Source organism: Mesorhizobium sp. BE184 (assembly GCF_031457045.1).
Classification (GTDB): Bacteria; Pseudomonadota; Alphaproteobacteria; order Rhizobiales; family Rhizobiaceae; genus Mesorhizobium.
This window is the reverse complement of record NZ_JAVDVU010000003.1, coordinates 546,667-562,222: the sequence shown is the minus strand read 5'-3', so window position 1 is coordinate 562,222 and position 15,556 is coordinate 546,667. Positions and strand designations below refer to the sequence as shown.

The window sequence follows — 15,556 nt, the reverse complement described above, 5'->3', positions numbered from 1 at the left end:
CCGCTTCGAAAACGCGGCGCGACACCGCCGCGGACCGCAAGGCATAGTCAAATCACCCGAATGCCTGCTCGGCAACAGCCGCGCCTCAGCCTTTCGGCACGCCCAATTGCGCGGCCACCGCATTGAGCGCGCCGACCCTGCCTTCAACATTGGCGCCGGCAAAGCCGTTTTCCAGCTTGCCTACCAACGCGCGGAATTGCTCGAACTCCTCGGCTGCCGCCTTCGCCGTCAGGGGCTGATCGTCATAGGCATCGACGAAGCGCTGCGCGGCATAGGAAATCAGGAACAAAGCAGCCGCGTTTTCAGGCTCGGAGACGATCCGGGCGCGGGCGGCGCGCGCGCATGCATCATAGGCACGTACGCTGCCACCTTGCTCATCCAATGTCTTCACCAGCGTATCGAACATGATGTCCTTTCACCAACCGCCGTTGATATCGCTCCGCGTGGAAAAAAGAAGTTGCTTCTGGAAACCACACTTTCGCGCCGCTCCAGCTTTCTTCTATTGTTCTGCTGACAGGCTAGGAGGTTCCAGCCACGACATTCCAATGGAGTGGCATCATCGGGTCGAAAACCGTGATCGGGCCGGCTCCGGTGTCGATCCTGGCGGGAAACTTGATCGGCTCCGCTTCGCGTTGAAGCGTCATCCGGCCTTCATTCACCGGCAGCCGGTAGAACGCAGGACCGTGCAGCGAGACGAAGCCCTCGAGCTTGTCCAGCGCCTCCTCCTGTTCGAACACTTCGGCGAGACAGGACATCGTGTTGAGTGATGAGAAGATGCCGGCGCAGCCGCAGGCGCATTCCTTGAGCGGATCGAGATGCGGCGCCGAATCCGTGCCGAGGAAGAAGCGCGGATCGCCCGATGTCGCGGCTTCGCGGAGCGCCAGCCTGTGTGTTTCCCGCTTGGCCACCGGCAGGCAGTAGTAATGCGGCCGGATGGCGCCCGCCAGCAGTGCGTTGCGGTTGATGATCAGGTGATGCGTGGTGATGGTGGCGGCCGTGTTGCTCGCCTGCGAGCGGGCGTAGTCGATGCCTTCGCGGGTCGTCACATGCTCCATCACGATCCGCAGTTCCGGTATCCGGCGACGCAGCGGATCGAGAACGGTCTCGATGAACACGGCCTCCCGGTCGAAAATGTCGATTTTCGGATCTACCACTTCACCATGGACGCAAAGCGGCAGACCAATCTCGGCCATCCGCTCCAGCACCGGATAGACCTTGGTGATATCCCGAACGCCGCCGTGGGAATTCGTCGTCGCACCCGCCGGATAAAGCTTGACCGCGGTAATCTCGCCCTCCCGGAAACCGGCCTCGACATCGTCAGGATCGGTGCCCTCGGTGAGGTAGAGCGTCATCAGCGGGGTGAAATCGTCGCCCGCAGGCAGCGCCGCCACGATGCGTTGGCGATAGGCCTTGGCGTCCGCCGTCGTCACCACCGGCGGAACGAGATTTGGCATGATGATCGCCCGGCGGAAATGCGCCGACGTGTGTGGCAGCACCCCTTCCAGAACCGAACCGTCACGAAGATGCAGATGCCAGTCGTCGGGCTTCCTGATTGTCAGGCTTGTCATGATTTTCCTTTGAGGAATTCATAGACAATATCGGTCGCGGCGACGAAGTCCGTCAACTCCATCGCTTCGTCTGGATTGTGGGAACCATTGCGGTTGCGCACGAAAACCATCGCCGAAGGCACGCCGGCCTCCGCGAAGACCGCCGCGTCGTGGCCACCGCCGCTCGGCATGATGAAAGGCTCCTGGCCGACGCGCTTCATGGCGTCCTTCAGGCCATCGACCAGCTTGGGATCGCAGATCGCCGGTTCGACGGTCATTTCCTCGTCCATCTCGAAGCGAACCTTGCGCTCCTTTTCGATCTGCTTCATCTCGGTCTTGAGCAGCTTGCGCATGTCGTCCAGCGTCTTCTTGCTCTGGCTGCGGACATCCAGGCTGAAGCTTACCGAATCGGGAATGCGCGACATCGCGTGCTTGTCTGGATCGGTCATCACCACCCCGCTGGTCAGCACAAGGTCGTCGCCCTTGTTCAGGATGGTTGTCCAACTGTCGTCCAGCCGCACCAGCAGATCGGCCAGCGCCAGAACAGGATCGCGGCGATAGGCTTTCGGCACCGCGCCGGAATGGCCGGCCTCGCCGATGCAGCGGATCGCGCGGTGGCGGAAATTGCCGCGAATGCCGGTCACGACCGCGGCCGGAATCTTCTTGCCGACAAGCAGCGGCCCCTGCTCGATATGCAGTTCGAGATAAGCCTCGATCGCCTTCAGGTCGATCAGTGGCGTTCCGCGCTTCACTTTCGGCATCGGGATTCCGATGTCAGCCATGTGCTCGCCGAGCGAGCGACCGTCGGCCTTGTGCTTGGCCTTGATTTCCTTGGCGCCCAGCGTGCCGGTAAGCGCCTTCGAACCGATGTAGCAAGGCCCGAACCAGGCGCTTTCCTCGCCGCGCATGGCCAGAACATGGACGGGCCGTTCGAAAGTCTGCTTTTCCCTCTTGGCGCGAACCAGGCAGACGAGACCCGCGACCACACCGGCCAGGCCGTCGAAATTGCCCCCGAACGGCACGCTGTCGACATGTGAGCCGACGACGACGAAGCTTTTGGCATCCTTGTCTTCGGGCAGGCTGAAATTCGCATTCATGCCGTCGTCATACCAGACGGCGAGGCCGTTCTTGCGCGCGAACGTCTCCAGGAATTTCAGCGTCTGCGTCTCGATATCGGAAAAGGCGGGACGGCTGAAACCCTCCACATCCCTGGTTCTGTCGGCGATGGTCTCCAGCAAATACCTGGCGACGTCGATATCGCCGACTTCGTCGTCGGCCGAAAGTTTGCGTACCGCTGTCATGGAGCAGCCTCCATGAACACGACACGGTCTTCCTGCTCCTCATCGATGATCGTTCCGATCAGGTCGCGTACCGAGGAGATGCCTTCGGCGGTCAGGTACTTTTTCAGGTCGTCGATGATGGAAACCATCACCGTCGGATTGATGAAGGTCGCCGTGCCGACCTGTACGGCGCTGGCGCCGACCATCAGATATTCGATGACGTCCTCGACAGTGGAGATGCCGCCGCAGCCGATGACTGGAATGTTGGTCGCCTTGGCGCACTGATAGGCCATGCGCAGCGTGATCGGCTTGATCGACGGGCCGGAAAGACCGCCCAGCAGATTGCCGAGCTTCGGCCTGCGCGAGCGGATATCGATGGCCATCGACAGGACGGTGTTTGCCACCACCAGCGCATCGGCCCCGCCCTCTTCGGCGGCGCGCGCGACATCGGGCGTCTCGCCGGTGTTCGGCGTCAGCTTTGCCCACAGTGGCAGCTTGGTGGCCTTGCGCAGCTTGCGCATGACTTCATAGGTCGACGACGGCCTTATGGCGAACGCCTTGCCGTCCTCCTCGATATTCGGACACGAGATATTGACTTCGATCGCCTCGACGCCATCGACGCTGACTTCCGAACACAACGCAGCGAACTCGTCCGCCGTGTTGCCGGAAATGCTGACCACCAGCGGTGTCTTGTAGGCCTGGTAGAACGGCACGACGTTATCGAGGAAGTAGCGCGAGCCCTTGCTGGGGATGCCGATGGAATTCAGCATCGAGCCGCCGACTTCGCACACGCGCGGCGTCGGATTGCCGTCGCGCCAGCCCTTGGTGATCGTCTTTGTTACATGGGCGCCGAGCTTGTCGAGATCGAAGACGTCGGCAAGGTCCTCGGAGAAGGTCCCCGATGCCGGCATGATCGGGTTCTTCAGCTTGAGACCCGCAATATTGACCGATAGATCTACCATGTCATTGCTTCCTGAATGTCGAACACAGGGCCTTCACGGCATACGCGCAGCTGCACGACCTTGTCGTTTTTCTGGAAGGGTCGGACGCAGCAGTAACACATGCCCAAACCGCAAGCCATTTGCTGCTCGAGTGCAATCTGGCCGGGAACATCGTGGCGGCGGCCCAGCTGCTGCAGCAGCTTGAGCATCCTGTTCGATCCGCAAGTGTAGAAGGCGTCCACACCGTCGTCGGCGATCAGGCCCTCGATGATGGTTTCCAGATTGCTGGTGGCGGAGGTGCCCTCGGAATCGGTGACCGTGATCACCCGGGCGCCGAGATCCTTGAAATAATCTACCGACATCAAAAGCTCTGGCGAACGCGCACTGCAGATCACCGTCATGCGCTTGTTGAGACGCCGCGCTTCGAGCGCCAGCGGCGCAAGTGTCGCCAGTCCGACGCCGCGCGCCAGCAGAACAAGATGATTCCAGTTCGCCTCGATAGCGAACGGCTTGCCGAGCGGGCCGAGCACATTGAGCGTGCCCCCCTCCTCCAGGAAGCCCAAGGCCCGCGTTCCCTCGCCTGTAACCTTATAGAGGAAGTGAAGCTCTCCCAGTTCGGGATAGAAGCCGTAGATGCTCATCGGGCGGCGCAGATAGGGCGCCTCGCCACCTATATGAGGGCAGAGCAGATGAAAGAACTGCCCGGCATGGCAGCGCTCAAGAAGCTCGACTGGAGCATCGAGCACCAGCTTGCGGTACTCGCCGTTCACAGGCTCGTTGCTCTTGATGCGGAGATCCAGTTCCGAAACGCCGGCTACCTTTTGGTCGCGATTTGAATTCGCGTGCATGACATGGACGCGGGTCATTCAGACACCTCGTTTCTCATGCCCGCAAAGCGATGCAAACCTACCCCTCTCACACCTGCCGTTAGAGGCATGTTCACGCTCCCCAATACACAACTCCACATCGTCATCTCGAAATCGATCCCGAAAAATGGACAGGTCTGTTCAAAACGCCCGATGCAATCATTCCGGGAAAAGCGAACACCTCCACCCATGCCTCCTATATAGTCACTCGCAATCAAGAGCCTAAGGACCGCTCTTGTCAATAAAAATCCCAAAATTGAGATAGATTTCCAAAACTGTCCAATAATTGATATTAACGTCTGCTCCAAGCGACAATGCGCAAAGTTTTATCTATGCGGAAATGCTGGTTTTTTGCCGGTTTGGCCAATCGGACAAAATCTTGAGTCGCCGAACGATTCCGGATGCGCGATCGCGCTGCTGGCTATTCGGCTGTCTTCTGTCTCGAAATTCGATTTCCGGCAGAAAAAAGCCTGTCCGTTGAAACTCTTGCGAGAAACCGGGACGGGAAAAGGCCGGATGTTGCATCCGGCCTTTGCCCGTTTCTTTAACACGGCGCACCGATCGGCCCGGCTGCCTATCCTATGAGCAGCTTTGGCAGGAACGTCGACAACGGTGGGATGTAGCTGATGATCAGCAGCACCACGATGTTTGTCGCGACAAACGGCAGTATCCCTTTCACCACGGATTCCACGGGCCTGTTCAATGTCGTCGCCGTCACGGCAAGATCCAGGCCGATGGGCGGCATGATCATGCCGGTGCAGACGTTGAGCGTGACCACCATGCCGAAGTGAATGGGGTCGATGCCGAGCGCCACCGCCGCCGGATAAAGGGTCGGCAGGAAAATGACCATGATCGAGTTCGGGTCGAGGAACATGCCGCAGCACAGGAACAGAACGTTCACTCCGAGCATGAAGACGACCCAGTTGACGTTGTTTTCCTGGAGGAAGGAAAGCACGGCGCGATCGAGGCCTCCAAGCGTCAGGAAATACGCCAGCAGCGCTCCCATCGACAGCAGGACGAAGATGACGCCGGTGGAGATTGCGCTGTCCTTGGCGATCACGAAGACCTCACGCCAACGCAGCGACTTGAAGATCAGAACCTCGACCAGGATGGCATAGACCGCCGAGACGGCCGCCGCTTCGGTGGCGGTGAACACGCCAGCGAAAATACCCACCAGGATAATCGCCTGCATGAGCAACGCCCAGAATGCATCCCTGAACGCTTTCCAGCGCATCTTGATCTCGACCCGGTCACCGCCTTTCAGACCGAGGCGCCTGGCTTCGATGGCTACCAGCGCCATGAAGGCCAGGCCCAGCACGATGCCGACCACCAGGCCCGCGGCGAAAAGCGCCGCGATCGAGGTGCCGGTTAGCCAGCTATAGACAACGAAAGTGATCGATGGCGGGATCAGCAGCGCGCATTCCGCGCTGGAGGCTATGAGGCCAAGGCTGAACTTTTCCGAAAAGCCGGACCGGCGCAGTTCCGGATAGGCGATGCGCCCCATGGCCGCCACGGTCGCCGGCGCGGAACCCGCGGCGGCGCCGAAGACCATGCAGGTCACCACCGTGGAATGACCGATGCCGCCGCGGAAATGTCCCACCAGCACGTCGAAAAGGGTCGCCAGCTGCGCCGCCATTCGTCCCCGCGCCATGAGATCGGCGGCGAAGATGAAGAAAGGAATGGCGAGCAGCGTCACCACTTCGACACCGCCGACCAGCCGCTGCCCGACGATGAGATCGGGCATCATCGGGAACGACGCATATTTGGTCAGGATCGCCGGAATGCCCAGGACCATGAAAATTTCGGCACCAGCCGCCAAAAGAACGACGGCCAACACCACCAGCACTAAAATGATCATAAGATGAACTCAGATGTGATGGGTTGGATCGATTTCCTTGGAATATCGATCTGCTGAGGTGACGAGTTCGAGGAAGTACTGGATGGCCAGCAGGGTAAAGCCGATCGGCATAACGAAGTAGAGCCACCCTACCGAGACTTCCAGCACCGGACTGCGCTGCCCGCTGTTGGCCACGAAATTGGTGATTTCGACGCCGACCTTGACCAGGTAAAGGCTGAAAGCAAGCCCAAGCAGGTTGATGACGAGCTTTACCCATTTCTGCGGGGCCGGCGGAAGCCGGTTCAGAAGCATCGGCATCCCGATATGTCGACCGGCCTCAAGGGCCAGCGACAGCGACAGGAAGACCATCCAGACGAGGCCAAAAAGAGATATCTCGTCAATCCAGGCGAAATTCGGCGCGAGGGCCGGGAGAAACTCCCGAACCCCCACGTTGAACGTGTAGAGAAAAGTCAAGACGAACATCAGCGCGCCAAGGAGCGTCGTCTGCACCCATTGCACTGCAGCGTAAACTTTTGCCATGACTCGAACTGACCGCTATGCGCCGAGCTTCTTGTATTCCTCGTCGTATACCGCGAGCACAGCCTTACCTTCGTCACCGGCCAGGGTGAGGTAAGCCTTGCGCGCCGCGTCTGCGGTTGCATCCCGAAGCTTGTTGCGCTCCGCTTCATCGGCCGTGCGAACGTTCAGCCCGGCATCCTTGATGATCTGGAGTGACTTTTGCTGCGCCGCTTCCTTGTTCTTTTCCACTTCGGGACGAACCTCGTCGAAGGCGGTCTTGATGATTTCCCTGTGGCCTTCAGGCAGCGAGCTCCACCAGGTCGGGTTGAACAGCACGAAGTCTTCCATGGCGCCGTGTTCGGTCACCACGAGATACTTCTGCACTTCGTGGAACTTCATCGTGGTGATCGTGTCCAACGGGTTCTCTTCACCATCGACCAGACCGGTCTGCAGCGAGGTGTAGAGTTCACCGAAGTTGATCGGAACAGCGCTGGCGCCGACAGCCGCGAACTGGTCGATCAGAACCTTGGAATCCATGACGCGGAACTTCTGCCCGCTCAGCTTCACCAGATCGTCCAAAGGCTTGTTGGAGGTCAGGCTCTTGCGGCCGTTCGGCCAGATCGTCAGCGGGGCCATGCCGCGCTTTTCAAAGCTCTTGAGCAGAGCCTGTCCGAACGGACCTTCGCGCAACTTCTGGCTGAGCGCACGGTCGGTCGGATAGACGTAAGGAACGTCCAGAACCGAAACGACCGGATTGAAACCGCCAAGGAAGGCAGCCGGCTGCACAGTGCACTCGATGGCGCCGAACTGCGTGCCTTCGATCATCTGGCGGGCATTGCCGAGCTGGGATAGCGGATAGATGGTGAATTCGACTTCGCCCTTGGTGCGATCCTTCACCAGAGCGGCAACCTGCTCCAAGCCCTTGTGACGAGGCTGGGCCGGCGACTCCAAGTGAGCGATCTTGGCGGCGAATTTGGCCGAGCTTTGCGCGAAGGCGCCGCGCGCCATGACAGCGGCGGCCGAAGCCCCGCCAGCGACTTTCAGAAGTGTACGACGATTGATCAAGTCAGTTCCCCTTTGTTGTCTTAAAAGTCTATTTTTTGAGACTTTTTCAAATTGACGAGATGTTGTCAATGGTCATTAATTATTGATGAATCATCCGCAATCATTTTTTCCACAGCTCATCTGAGAGCATCGACTCACCAGCAATAGGTGCAGAGCATTGCTGAACTGCAACCCCAACGAACAGATCGCTTTTCGCGCCAGATTCACGTCGGCGGTAGAAAACTTTGAGTAAAATTATCGAAATTCACAAGTTACAGGCCTTCAAACCGGTCTCGAACCCCTGGTTACCTTGACAAGTCACCCCTGCCCATAAATAACCCAAATTTAACCAACAAAAAATGGTTTCCGGCCAAATACATGGAAACATCGATACGATTCAATGACATAGGCTCGCGCTTGCGGGCGCACCGCATCGGCAAGGGGCTGACACCCGAAATGCTGGCCGAAAAGCTCGGTATTTCCCGCGCGGCGCTTTATCGGGCGGAAAAGGGGCAGATCCGCAAGATTGAAATGCTGACGAGCGTCGCCGACGAACTCGGCGTTTCGCTGACCAGCCTGATGGGCGTCGGCGTCGAATATGTCAGCACCGCCACAGCCTTCTTCGAACGCATGCGTCAATTGGAAGAAGACTGCCAGCAGATCGTCGGCTTGTTCAGCCCGGTATCTTACCTGCTGACATCGAACGACTACGACGACATGCTGCGCGAGGTATTGCAGGAATCCGTTCCCCAGGAGCAGGACCGCGACGGGTCGGCCACCAAGGCCATCAACGCCATGCTCGAGATCCTCGTGAACCGGAAAAGCTCGTTCAGGCTGCGCCGGCCGTTGATCGCCAGCCTCATTTCCTCCGCCGATCTCGAACGCTTCCTGTTGCACGGACTGGTCGGCCGTCACGATCTGCCCCAGCGCGTGGTGGACGAACGGCGGCGCAAGGCGCGCCGTGAAACCCAGCACATCGTCGAGCTGATCCGCGACCAGCCGATCGGCATCCAGATCGGCATCGTGCGCGAACCGGTGCCGGCGACGAGCTTCCAGATCTTCCGCCAGACGAACCGTTCGGTGCTCGCCATCAGCCCTTACCGGCTGGGTGAGCAGCCCAATGTCAGGCTCGGCGTCGCGCTCATCACGTCGGCGCCGGAAGCGATGTCGCTGCATGAGGAAATCGCCGCGCGCCTCTGGGGCGAGGCGCTGAAGGGCGCCGAGGCCATCGAATATCTCGAGGCGATGATCGAGCAGTACGGCATCGCCGACACGTCGGCGCGCCGAAAGGCCTGAAGACAGCCGGGCCTGCCTCTAGCCGGCGCCGAGCAAGCTCGGTCCAAATCCGTCGACGACCGCCTTGAGATGATCGCTTTTCCGGACCGGAAACGATCAGATACCGTATTTCGCGATTGTCGCTTCCAGGTGGGCGACCGCTTCGGCGCCCTTCAGCGCCTCGCCCCAGAGGCGCGCGGCGATTTCCTCATGCAGCGACATCGCTTCCGGCGCCGACGTGATGAGCGCGACGCCGAGCCTGACATTGGGCTGTTCGCCCAGCCGGTAGGGGCTGATGGCGAGCACCGAACGGTTCGTCTGGCGGAAGATCTGGAAGCTCGTCGCCGGCACCGGTTCGCGCACGATGCCGATCTGGATGCCGATCGGCTGGTCGCGGATCAGCTCGACGATGTATTCGGCCTCGTGCCGCGCCATATGCCTGCGCTGCTTGATCGTATCCGCCGGAAGATCGTGGCGGCCGACCAGTCCGTGCAGCAGGAAAGGCTCCAGGTCGGCGGAGGAGACAAGGCTGACGATCAACGGCCGGCGCAGACGAAATGTCTTCTTTCTCGCCAGCAATATCTCGATCATCGTATCGACGGCACGAGAGGCCTCGCCGTCGAGATCAGTCCCATCCGGGATCGATTCCTTCAGGACCTGCCTCAGCATATTGTCGTATTCGTCGGAGGTCAGCAGATAGGAAATCGGGCTGAACAGGCCGATCACCTGCTGACAGCCTTCCTCCAGCTGCCGCATGCGCTCGAAAAAGGCGGTTGCGGTGCTGACATATTCAACGCCGACACCCATCAGGCTCGGAAGTGAGATGCCGAGTTCGTCGGCAACGCGCGTCAGCGTCTCGATCTTGCGGATTTCGCCTTTTTCTGCGCGGTAGAGCGCAGCACGGGAAACACCCAGCTTCTTAGCCAGCGCATCGGGCGTCAGTCCTTTTCCCAGCCGATAGGCACGCAGCCGCGCTCCAATGTCGCTGAAATGAACCGGATTTACGTCTGGATCTATCACATCGCTTCCTGCCAACGAATCTCGATTTGCCTCATCAAGATCGGCATCATAGGCGGCAAGCGTGGGCTGTAAAACTTTTTTCATATCGGCAGAATACAATCTCATGCCAGAATTATATCGCACAATCGACTAGTCTCGGCCTTTCCCATGGCATGGCCCAGTCTCGAGGGTCGTCTGCTGCGTGCAGACAACCCATAATTGCGCAAATAATCGATTCTAGCCAGTGCCGCAGCCCGATCCTTTGGATACAGGCATCCTGGCGCCGGAAATCACCCCGGTGGGAATAGGTGACGCCGCGGATCATCGCAGTCTGTCACCAACGATTCAGATGAGCCGCGCTGTATTCAAACCGCGGTGGAGTTCAGCATTTCCGCATAAACCGGCTCTTTCGAAGCGCTGTCCAGATAGGCCAGCAACCGGTCAGCGGCTTCCGCCGACAGATAGCCGCCATCGCGCCCGGCAGCGACGAGGTCCGTCACATGGATCAACCCGCTGACGTGGATCCCCATCGGGGCATAGGGCTGATAAGCGCGGTTGGGGGACCGCTGCACGATCGCGATAACCTGTTCGATCTTGACATTCTTTTCCAGCAATTGCCGCAGGCCGGGCAGGATGGATTCCCCAACATTGATCAGGTCGGTGATCAGGACAGCCGGCTTGCCATCGACATCGCCACCTTCGATCAGGTTCGGCAGGCCGTGGCCTTTCGGCTTCTTGCGGACATAGGTCAAGGGAAGATCCAGCCTGTCGGCCACCCAGGCAGCCAGTGGAATCCCCGCGGTTTCATCGCCGATGATGACGCGAACCGGCTCCCCGCCAGGCGCCTTTATGTCTTCGATCATGCTGTCGACGATCAAGCGGCGCAGCGGTGGCTCCGAAAAGACGCGGCGGTTGTCGATGAACAGCGGCGACGGCTGCGCGTGCGGCAGCGTCACCGGACTGTCGAAGCGCACATGCACGGCCTTTATCTCCCAAAGGCCGCGTGCAATTGCCGACCGATCCTTCTGCGCCATCGTCTGACCTCACGGATTCAAATTCTGTTCAAGCGCCCTATGCGCCGGCATTCACACATGCCTGTCGGAAGATCAGGGCGAGACCGCGGCCGGGCTGTTCCAGCCAAGCTCGGCTGGGGCCGCTGAAGACGACAGATTGGGAAGGTTTTCGAACACCCTGGCGACCGCTTCCTCGGCCTGGATATCGGATGTGTTGATAGTCAACACATCCATGTCCTTGGCCAGCTTCAGCATGATCTCCTGCTGCGTCACGATTTCCTCGAACTGCTGATCGTCGGTGACCTCGAAATCGCGGGCGTCGAGCCGCTTGCGGATTACCTTCGGGTCGGCATGCAGAAGGAAGGTCCGCGTCGGCTTGATCATCAGGCGGCTGGTCGCGTAGAACCACTCCGTCTCGGTTTCGCCCGCCAGGATCAGCCGGGCCAGACCCGACAGCACATATCTGTCGGAAATGACGACCTTGCCCTCCGCCATGGCCGGCCCGATGACCTGTGCCGACATCTGCACCCGGTCCGCCTGCACGATCATGGAAATCGCCGAATAGGCGTAGTCTTCACGATTGCGCCCTTCCACATGGTCGCGGAAAGGTTTGTACTCCCGAATGAAGGGACTGGGTTGCTTGATCATCTGGGTCACCTGACCCCGTTGCTCCAACCCTTGCCGAACAAGGTCGACGACTGTCGACTTGCCCGTTCCATCCACGCCGCAAAACACCAGGAAACTTCCCGGCCCCGGATGGTCGATAAGCTTCAAAGACGGCATAGGCTGTCTATCCTGTCAGCGTTTTCAGGCCAGCGGCTGGCGATCAAGCGGCGCTTGCCTGCTTCTGGCCCGGCTTTTCGATTTCACGGGCGTAAAGACGCAGCTCATCCGCGATCTGGTCCGCTGTCATGTGCTTGCCTGCCAGTTCGCGCTTCTTCGATTCGAAGCTCATGCCGCGATAGACATTGGAAAACTCACGGCAGGCCGCACCGGTGATGAGGAAAGTCGCCGATACTTCGCCGCCTTCGCCGAACACCTGATGCGGCTGATCGTGCCACAGCATGTGCTGGGAGCCGGCGACGATGCGCACCTTGGCCGCGCACATCAGTTCCACCTGCTTGACGATTTCCACGGCTTTATCGCCGGCCTTGTCGGCGTCGTAGAACTTGTGCTGGACGTGTGGCACCGTTTCGCCGGCCGTCGAATTGGGACCGTCTTCTTCGGCGATGACGAAATTGGCGACGCGCAGTGCGCCCGAAAGCAGCGTCGAGCAGAACGGCCACCGGTGCTCGTGTGGCGATTCATCGGAAAGTTCACTGTCCCACCAGATATGGGTGCGGACGTTGAACTGATGCTTCGGCGAGCGGTACAGCGACAGCTTGCTGAAGCCGTGCTGATGCTTGTAGGACATGCCGCGCGGATGCTGGTCGGCTTGGATGAAGTCCGCGCTGTCCTCGCAGAGGCGGACCCGGTCGGCCTGCGTGCTGGTCAGTTCGCGTGAAAGCTCGAGGATCGCGTCGAAATCGGCCAGCTTGGCCGGCGGCCCGCTGCGCTCCCACAAATCCTCCAACGCCTCGATGAACTTCAAGAACCTGTTATCCTGGTTCAGCGTCGTACCCATGACTCCATCCCTTCGTATGTTCGAGGAGTTCAATTGACCATTTCATGCATCGATGCAGGGGCGCTGCGGGCCTCCGCCTGATCGATCAGCGCCAGAATGTTCTTCTCAACCTCGTCCGGATGCGCGGTTCCGTCAACGACGTGGTAATTGGGAATGAGATCGTCGCCCCAGGGGCGATCCAGAAAAGCCTGCCGGGTCTTTATGACAAGATCGAGGTCGATCTCCTGCTTCTTGATCTCCGTCCTTGTCTTGACACGCGCAATGACCGTTTCCGGCGGCACGTCGATAAAAACGACCAGATCCGGGATCAAGGAGTAGCGGTTGATGCTCCTGAGCCACTCGACGTCGGTGAAGCCGCTGGCAAGGAAGCTGGTGAATGTCGACACGATGTGGCGATCGGTCAGCACCAGATTGCCTTTCGCCAGCTCCGGTTCGACCTCAAGCCGGTGGTGGCGCAAACGGTCCGTCGCGGAAAGCAGAGCCAGTTCGGCAAGCAGCAGTTCGGACTGGTCTCCGAGCAGGTTCTTGAAATTCTGCACCAGTTCCATCTCGCGGAACCAGTCGGTCGGCTGCTTGGTCTTGTAGATGTTGCGCGTTGCGGCAAGCTTCGTGGTTATGCGCTCGAGCTGCGTCGTCTTGCCGGCGCCATCCAGGCCGCACAACGCCACCAGCAGACCACGCTTGTTGAAAGGCTTCGTCATACCGAACTCTGCGACTTCTGTTGCGCGCTCTTGAGCTTGGAACGCAGCATCCTGAGGATGACAACGTCCTCGCCAGGCCATGGCAGATGGACGTTCAGATAATCGGCAAGACCCGTAACGTCTTCCATCAGGCCGATGGCTGCCTCGATCTGGTCGTCGCGGGAGACGGCATCCGTCAGCGTCGATGCGGCAACACCGCAGATCGTTTCGACGAAATGATGGCACTCGCCGCAATAGGCGATGACCTCGTCGGGGCTCATCGGGTTGGCCCTGTCCAGCGCGAAACCCTTGACCCGGACAGGATCGTCTTCGGCGAAATGGCTGCGCATCACCTCGAACGGCCCCTTGTCGACATAGTAGAGGCCGCGGCGGGCGATGACGGAGCGGATGCCGATCTGAAGGCCGAAGCGGGCCTGCAGGGCCGCAAGTTCATACTCGTCTTCATCGAGGGCTCCCTCGATGTTGGAACGAATGGTCTTGTAGTTGGACATCGTCAGCCACAGCGCGCGCGCCTGGGCCTGGACGAACTCGGGAGCCGGAAGCTGGTTTCTTCCGCTGTTTTCCACGCTGCCTGACTTGCTTGAACCGGTCTTCATGATGTTTCCGTCATCTCGTCTGGCATCTTCGGCGATCAGCTGTGGCGCGGTGCATAGGAACGTGCGCAGGCGCCGACCTTCTCCAGCGCCTCCAGGGCAGCGCGGACGCGCTGACCGGCGGCATCCGCGCCGATCTTCTCGCGCTTTGCAAAGGATGCTGTCAGTTGGTCGAGATCGGCTTTGCCATCGAGTTCCGGCCAAAGCGCAACCGCGTCCGCCGGGACCGGCACCATATGCGTCCGGTTTTCCACCAGATAATGCTGTTGCCCGACACGGAAAGGCGTGAAGGCCTTGCGCGCCCGCGCCATCTGGACGCGCTCTTCCGCGGCAACGTCCGCCTTGAGGCCGAAATCGTCGCAGAGCGTCTCGACCTCGCGCACATACTCGGCGATGGAGCGGTTGCCGAGCGACTTCAACCCCCAGCAGCGCTGGAAAACCTCTGAATCACGACCGAACCGCCGCGCCAGCTTGGAAAAGCGGTACTTGCGGCTGGTGAAGGCCTCGCCATGCTTCGCAAGATGGCTGTCCGTCGCGAACTGGTAGCAATCGCGGTAGGTCTCGAAAGCGGCTTCGTCCTCGCCCGCATCGAGTTGCGCCCTGCCCTCACGCTTGGTGCGGGCCGTGTGCAATTCGCACCACAGGGCGAACAAGCCACGAAAGCGTTCCTTGTCGAACTTTGCCTGGATCGGCGCGAAATCGCCGCCATTGTACAGCGCCCTGGCGATGCACATCCGGTAATAGGTGTTGAGCCGTTCCAGCTTGATGTTGACGATCTTGTTGTTCGGCTTGCCTTCAAGCTGGTTGATTGTGTCGGCAAGATTGGAAAGATACTGCTTCGACATCAGTTCGATATCGACCGTCCGGCCGTCGATTTCCCCCACCGGCATGTGGTAGTCGAACGTTGTGTCGGGAATGCCATTGGCTTCGCGCTGGTCGGCATCGAAAATCAGATAGAGGTCATAGTCCGACCTTTTCGTGCCGAAACCCTCTATCTGCGATCCACCGTCGCAGACAATATTACTCTGGTCGAAAATCAGAACCTTGAGATCAATCGTCTTGTCTTGCGATAATTGTAGATTCATTTCGCCGCCGTATTGACAGTTTTCCTCTACATCCGCCCACGAATTCTTCAAGGGAACTTGATAGCTTGAAAGGACTTATAGCGATATTTTTGCTGTCTTTCTGGCGCTCTGTAAAAAACTTGTAGGGCTAAATCGAGGATTGGAGCAGTAAACGCGTGGGTAGATCGGTTGTCAAATGGAATCTCACGATTGAGACACCTGACCCCACCGCAACTCAAGTGCGTTGCGGCCG

Annotated in this window: 16 protein-coding genes; 1 reads left to right on the top strand and 15 read right to left on the bottom strand. The window is 59.4% G+C overall.

Annotated features, from left to right (window positions below):
* Positions 1–85 precede the first annotated feature (85 nt).
* The 8 genes from J2X35_RS16505 to J2X35_RS16470 all read right to left on the bottom strand — a co-directional run bounded on the left by J2X35_RS16505 (position 86) and on the right by J2X35_RS16470 (position 8,055).
* Entirely contained in the window at positions 86–406 is a 321-nt protein-coding gene (locus J2X35_RS16505) for a hypothetical protein (protein ID WP_056111495.1), read from the bottom strand.
* Positions 407–518: 112 nt separating this feature from the next.
* Positions 519–1,568, bottom strand: a complete 1,050-nt coding sequence (gene pyrC / locus J2X35_RS16500) for a dihydroorotase (protein ID WP_056111499.1) — start codon at positions 1,566–1,568, stop codon at positions 519–521.
* Positions 1,565–2,848 (bottom strand): Zn-dependent hydrolase, encoded by a 1,284-nt coding sequence (locus J2X35_RS16495; RefSeq protein WP_056111502.1) that lies wholly within the window; start codon positions 2,846–2,848, stop codon positions 1,565–1,567. Before J2X35_RS16495 ends, pyrC begins: the two co-directional genes overlap by 4 nt.
* Positions 2,845–3,789 carry a dihydroorotate dehydrogenase gene (locus tag J2X35_RS16490; protein ID WP_056111506.1) on the bottom strand — a complete coding sequence of 315 codons (945 nt, stop codon included), beginning with the start codon at positions 3,787–3,789 and terminating at the stop codon, positions 2,845–2,847. The genes J2X35_RS16495 and J2X35_RS16490 overlap by 4 nt, the downstream gene beginning before the upstream one ends.
* Positions 3,783–4,634, bottom strand: coding sequence for a dihydroorotate dehydrogenase electron transfer subunit (locus J2X35_RS16485; protein WP_244478756.1), 852 nt, complete (start codon positions 4,632–4,634; stop codon positions 3,783–3,785). Before J2X35_RS16485 ends, J2X35_RS16490 begins: the two co-directional genes overlap by 7 nt.
* 574 nt (positions 4,635–5,208) lie before the next feature.
* Positions 5,209–6,492, bottom strand: a complete 1,284-nt coding sequence (locus J2X35_RS16480; RefSeq protein ID WP_310187445.1) for a TRAP transporter large permease — start codon at positions 6,490–6,492, stop codon at positions 5,209–5,211.
* A gap of 9 nt (positions 6,493–6,501) precedes the next feature.
* A complete protein-coding gene (locus J2X35_RS16475; RefSeq protein ID WP_056111511.1) occupies positions 6,502–7,011 on the bottom strand; it encodes a TRAP transporter small permease in 510 nt (169 codons plus the stop codon).
* Positions 7,012–7,026: 15 nt separating this feature from the next.
* Entirely contained in the window at positions 7,027–8,055 is a 1,029-nt protein-coding gene (locus J2X35_RS16470) for a TRAP transporter substrate-binding protein (protein ID WP_244478757.1), read from the bottom strand.
* A gap of 357 nt (positions 8,056–8,412) precedes the next feature.
* Between J2X35_RS16470 and J2X35_RS16465 the strand changes: the two genes are divergently transcribed.
* Positions 8,413–9,330, top strand: a complete 918-nt coding sequence (locus J2X35_RS16465; RefSeq protein WP_310187444.1) for a helix-turn-helix transcriptional regulator — start codon at positions 8,413–8,415, stop codon at positions 9,328–9,330.
* Positions 9,331–9,426: 96 nt separating this feature from the next.
* On the opposite strand, the gene J2X35_RS16460 is transcribed toward J2X35_RS16465, so the two are convergent.
* The 7 genes from J2X35_RS16460 to J2X35_RS16430 form a co-directional block, all read right to left on the bottom strand.
* Positions 9,427–10,329, bottom strand: coding sequence for a helix-turn-helix transcriptional regulator (locus J2X35_RS16460; RefSeq protein ID WP_310187443.1), 903 nt, complete (start codon positions 10,327–10,329; stop codon positions 9,427–9,429).
* A 344-nt stretch (positions 10,330–10,673) separates the two neighbouring features.
* Entirely contained in the window at positions 10,674–11,342 is a 669-nt protein-coding gene (locus J2X35_RS16455; RefSeq protein ID WP_310187442.1) for a phosphoribosyltransferase family protein, read from the bottom strand.
* Between the two features lie 72 nt (positions 11,343–11,414).
* Complete coding sequence (locus J2X35_RS16450) at positions 11,415–12,104, bottom strand: hypothetical protein (protein ID WP_056206798.1); 690 nt, start codon at positions 12,102–12,104, stop codon at positions 11,415–11,417.
* Between the two features lie 43 nt (positions 12,105–12,147).
* Positions 12,148–12,945, bottom strand: coding sequence for a hypothetical protein (locus J2X35_RS16445; RefSeq protein ID WP_056111526.1), 798 nt, complete (start codon positions 12,943–12,945; stop codon positions 12,148–12,150).
* 29 nt (positions 12,946–12,974) lie between these two features.
* The gene (gene tmk / locus J2X35_RS16440; RefSeq protein ID WP_310187440.1) at positions 12,975–13,646 is read right to left on the bottom strand and encodes a dTMP kinase; all 672 of its coding nucleotides are present in this window, start codon (positions 13,644–13,646) and stop codon (positions 12,975–12,977) included.
* On the bottom strand, positions 13,643–14,242 hold the full coding sequence (locus tag J2X35_RS16435) for a hypothetical protein (protein WP_310187438.1): 600 nt from the start codon (positions 14,240–14,242) through the stop codon (positions 13,643–13,645). The genes tmk and J2X35_RS16435 overlap by 4 nt, the downstream gene beginning before the upstream one ends.
* Before the next feature lie 35 nt (positions 14,243–14,277).
* Positions 14,278–15,324: a hypothetical protein gene (locus tag J2X35_RS16430; protein ID WP_310187437.1), complete on the bottom strand. Its 1,047-nt coding sequence runs from the start codon at positions 15,322–15,324 to the stop codon at positions 14,278–14,280.
* Positions 15,325–15,556 lie beyond the last annotated feature (232 nt).

Coding starts and splice junctions, on each gene's coding strand:
- pyrC (WP_056111499.1), bottom strand. CDS start 1,568: ATGACAAGCCTGACAATCAGGAAGCCCGACGACTGGCATCTGCATCTT.
- J2X35_RS16495 (WP_056111502.1), bottom strand. CDS start 2,848: ATGACAGCGGTACGCAAACTTTCGGCCGACGACGAAGTCGGCGATATC.
- J2X35_RS16505 (WP_056111495.1), bottom strand. CDS start 406: ATGTTCGATACGCTGGTGAAGACATTGGATGAGCAAGGTGGCAGCGTA.
- J2X35_RS16450 (WP_056206798.1), bottom strand. CDS start 12,104: ATGCCGTCTTTGAAGCTTATCGACCATCCGGGGCCGGGAAGTTTCCTG.
- J2X35_RS16435 (WP_310187438.1), bottom strand. CDS start 14,242: ATGAAGACCGGTTCAAGCAAGTCAGGCAGCGTGGAAAACAGCGGAAGA.
- J2X35_RS16480 (WP_310187445.1), bottom strand. CDS start 6,492: ATGATCATTTTAGTGCTGGTGGTGTTGGCCGTCGTTCTTTTGGCGGCT.
- tmk (WP_310187440.1), bottom strand. CDS start 13,646: ATGACGAAGCCTTTCAACAAGCGTGGTCTGCTGGTGGCGTTGTGCGGC.
- J2X35_RS16490 (WP_056111506.1), bottom strand. CDS start 3,789: ATGGTAGATCTATCGGTCAATATTGCGGGTCTCAAGCTGAAGAACCCG.
- J2X35_RS16465 (WP_310187444.1), top strand. CDS start 8,413: ATGGAAACATCGATACGATTCAATGACATAGGCTCGCGCTTGCGGGCG.
- J2X35_RS16430 (WP_310187437.1), bottom strand. CDS start 15,324: ATGAATCTACAATTATCGCAAGACAAGACGATTGATCTCAAGGTTCTG.
- J2X35_RS16455 (WP_310187442.1), bottom strand. CDS start 11,342: ATGGCGCAGAAGGATCGGTCGGCAATTGCACGCGGCCTTTGGGAGATA.
- J2X35_RS16475 (WP_056111511.1), bottom strand. CDS start 7,011: ATGGCAAAAGTTTACGCTGCAGTGCAATGGGTGCAGACGACGCTCCTT.
- J2X35_RS16485 (WP_244478756.1), bottom strand. CDS start 4,634: ATGACCCGCGTCCATGTCATGCACGCGAATTCAAATCGCGACCAAAAG.
- J2X35_RS16445 (WP_056111526.1), bottom strand. CDS start 12,945: ATGGGTACGACGCTGAACCAGGATAACAGGTTCTTGAAGTTCATCGAG.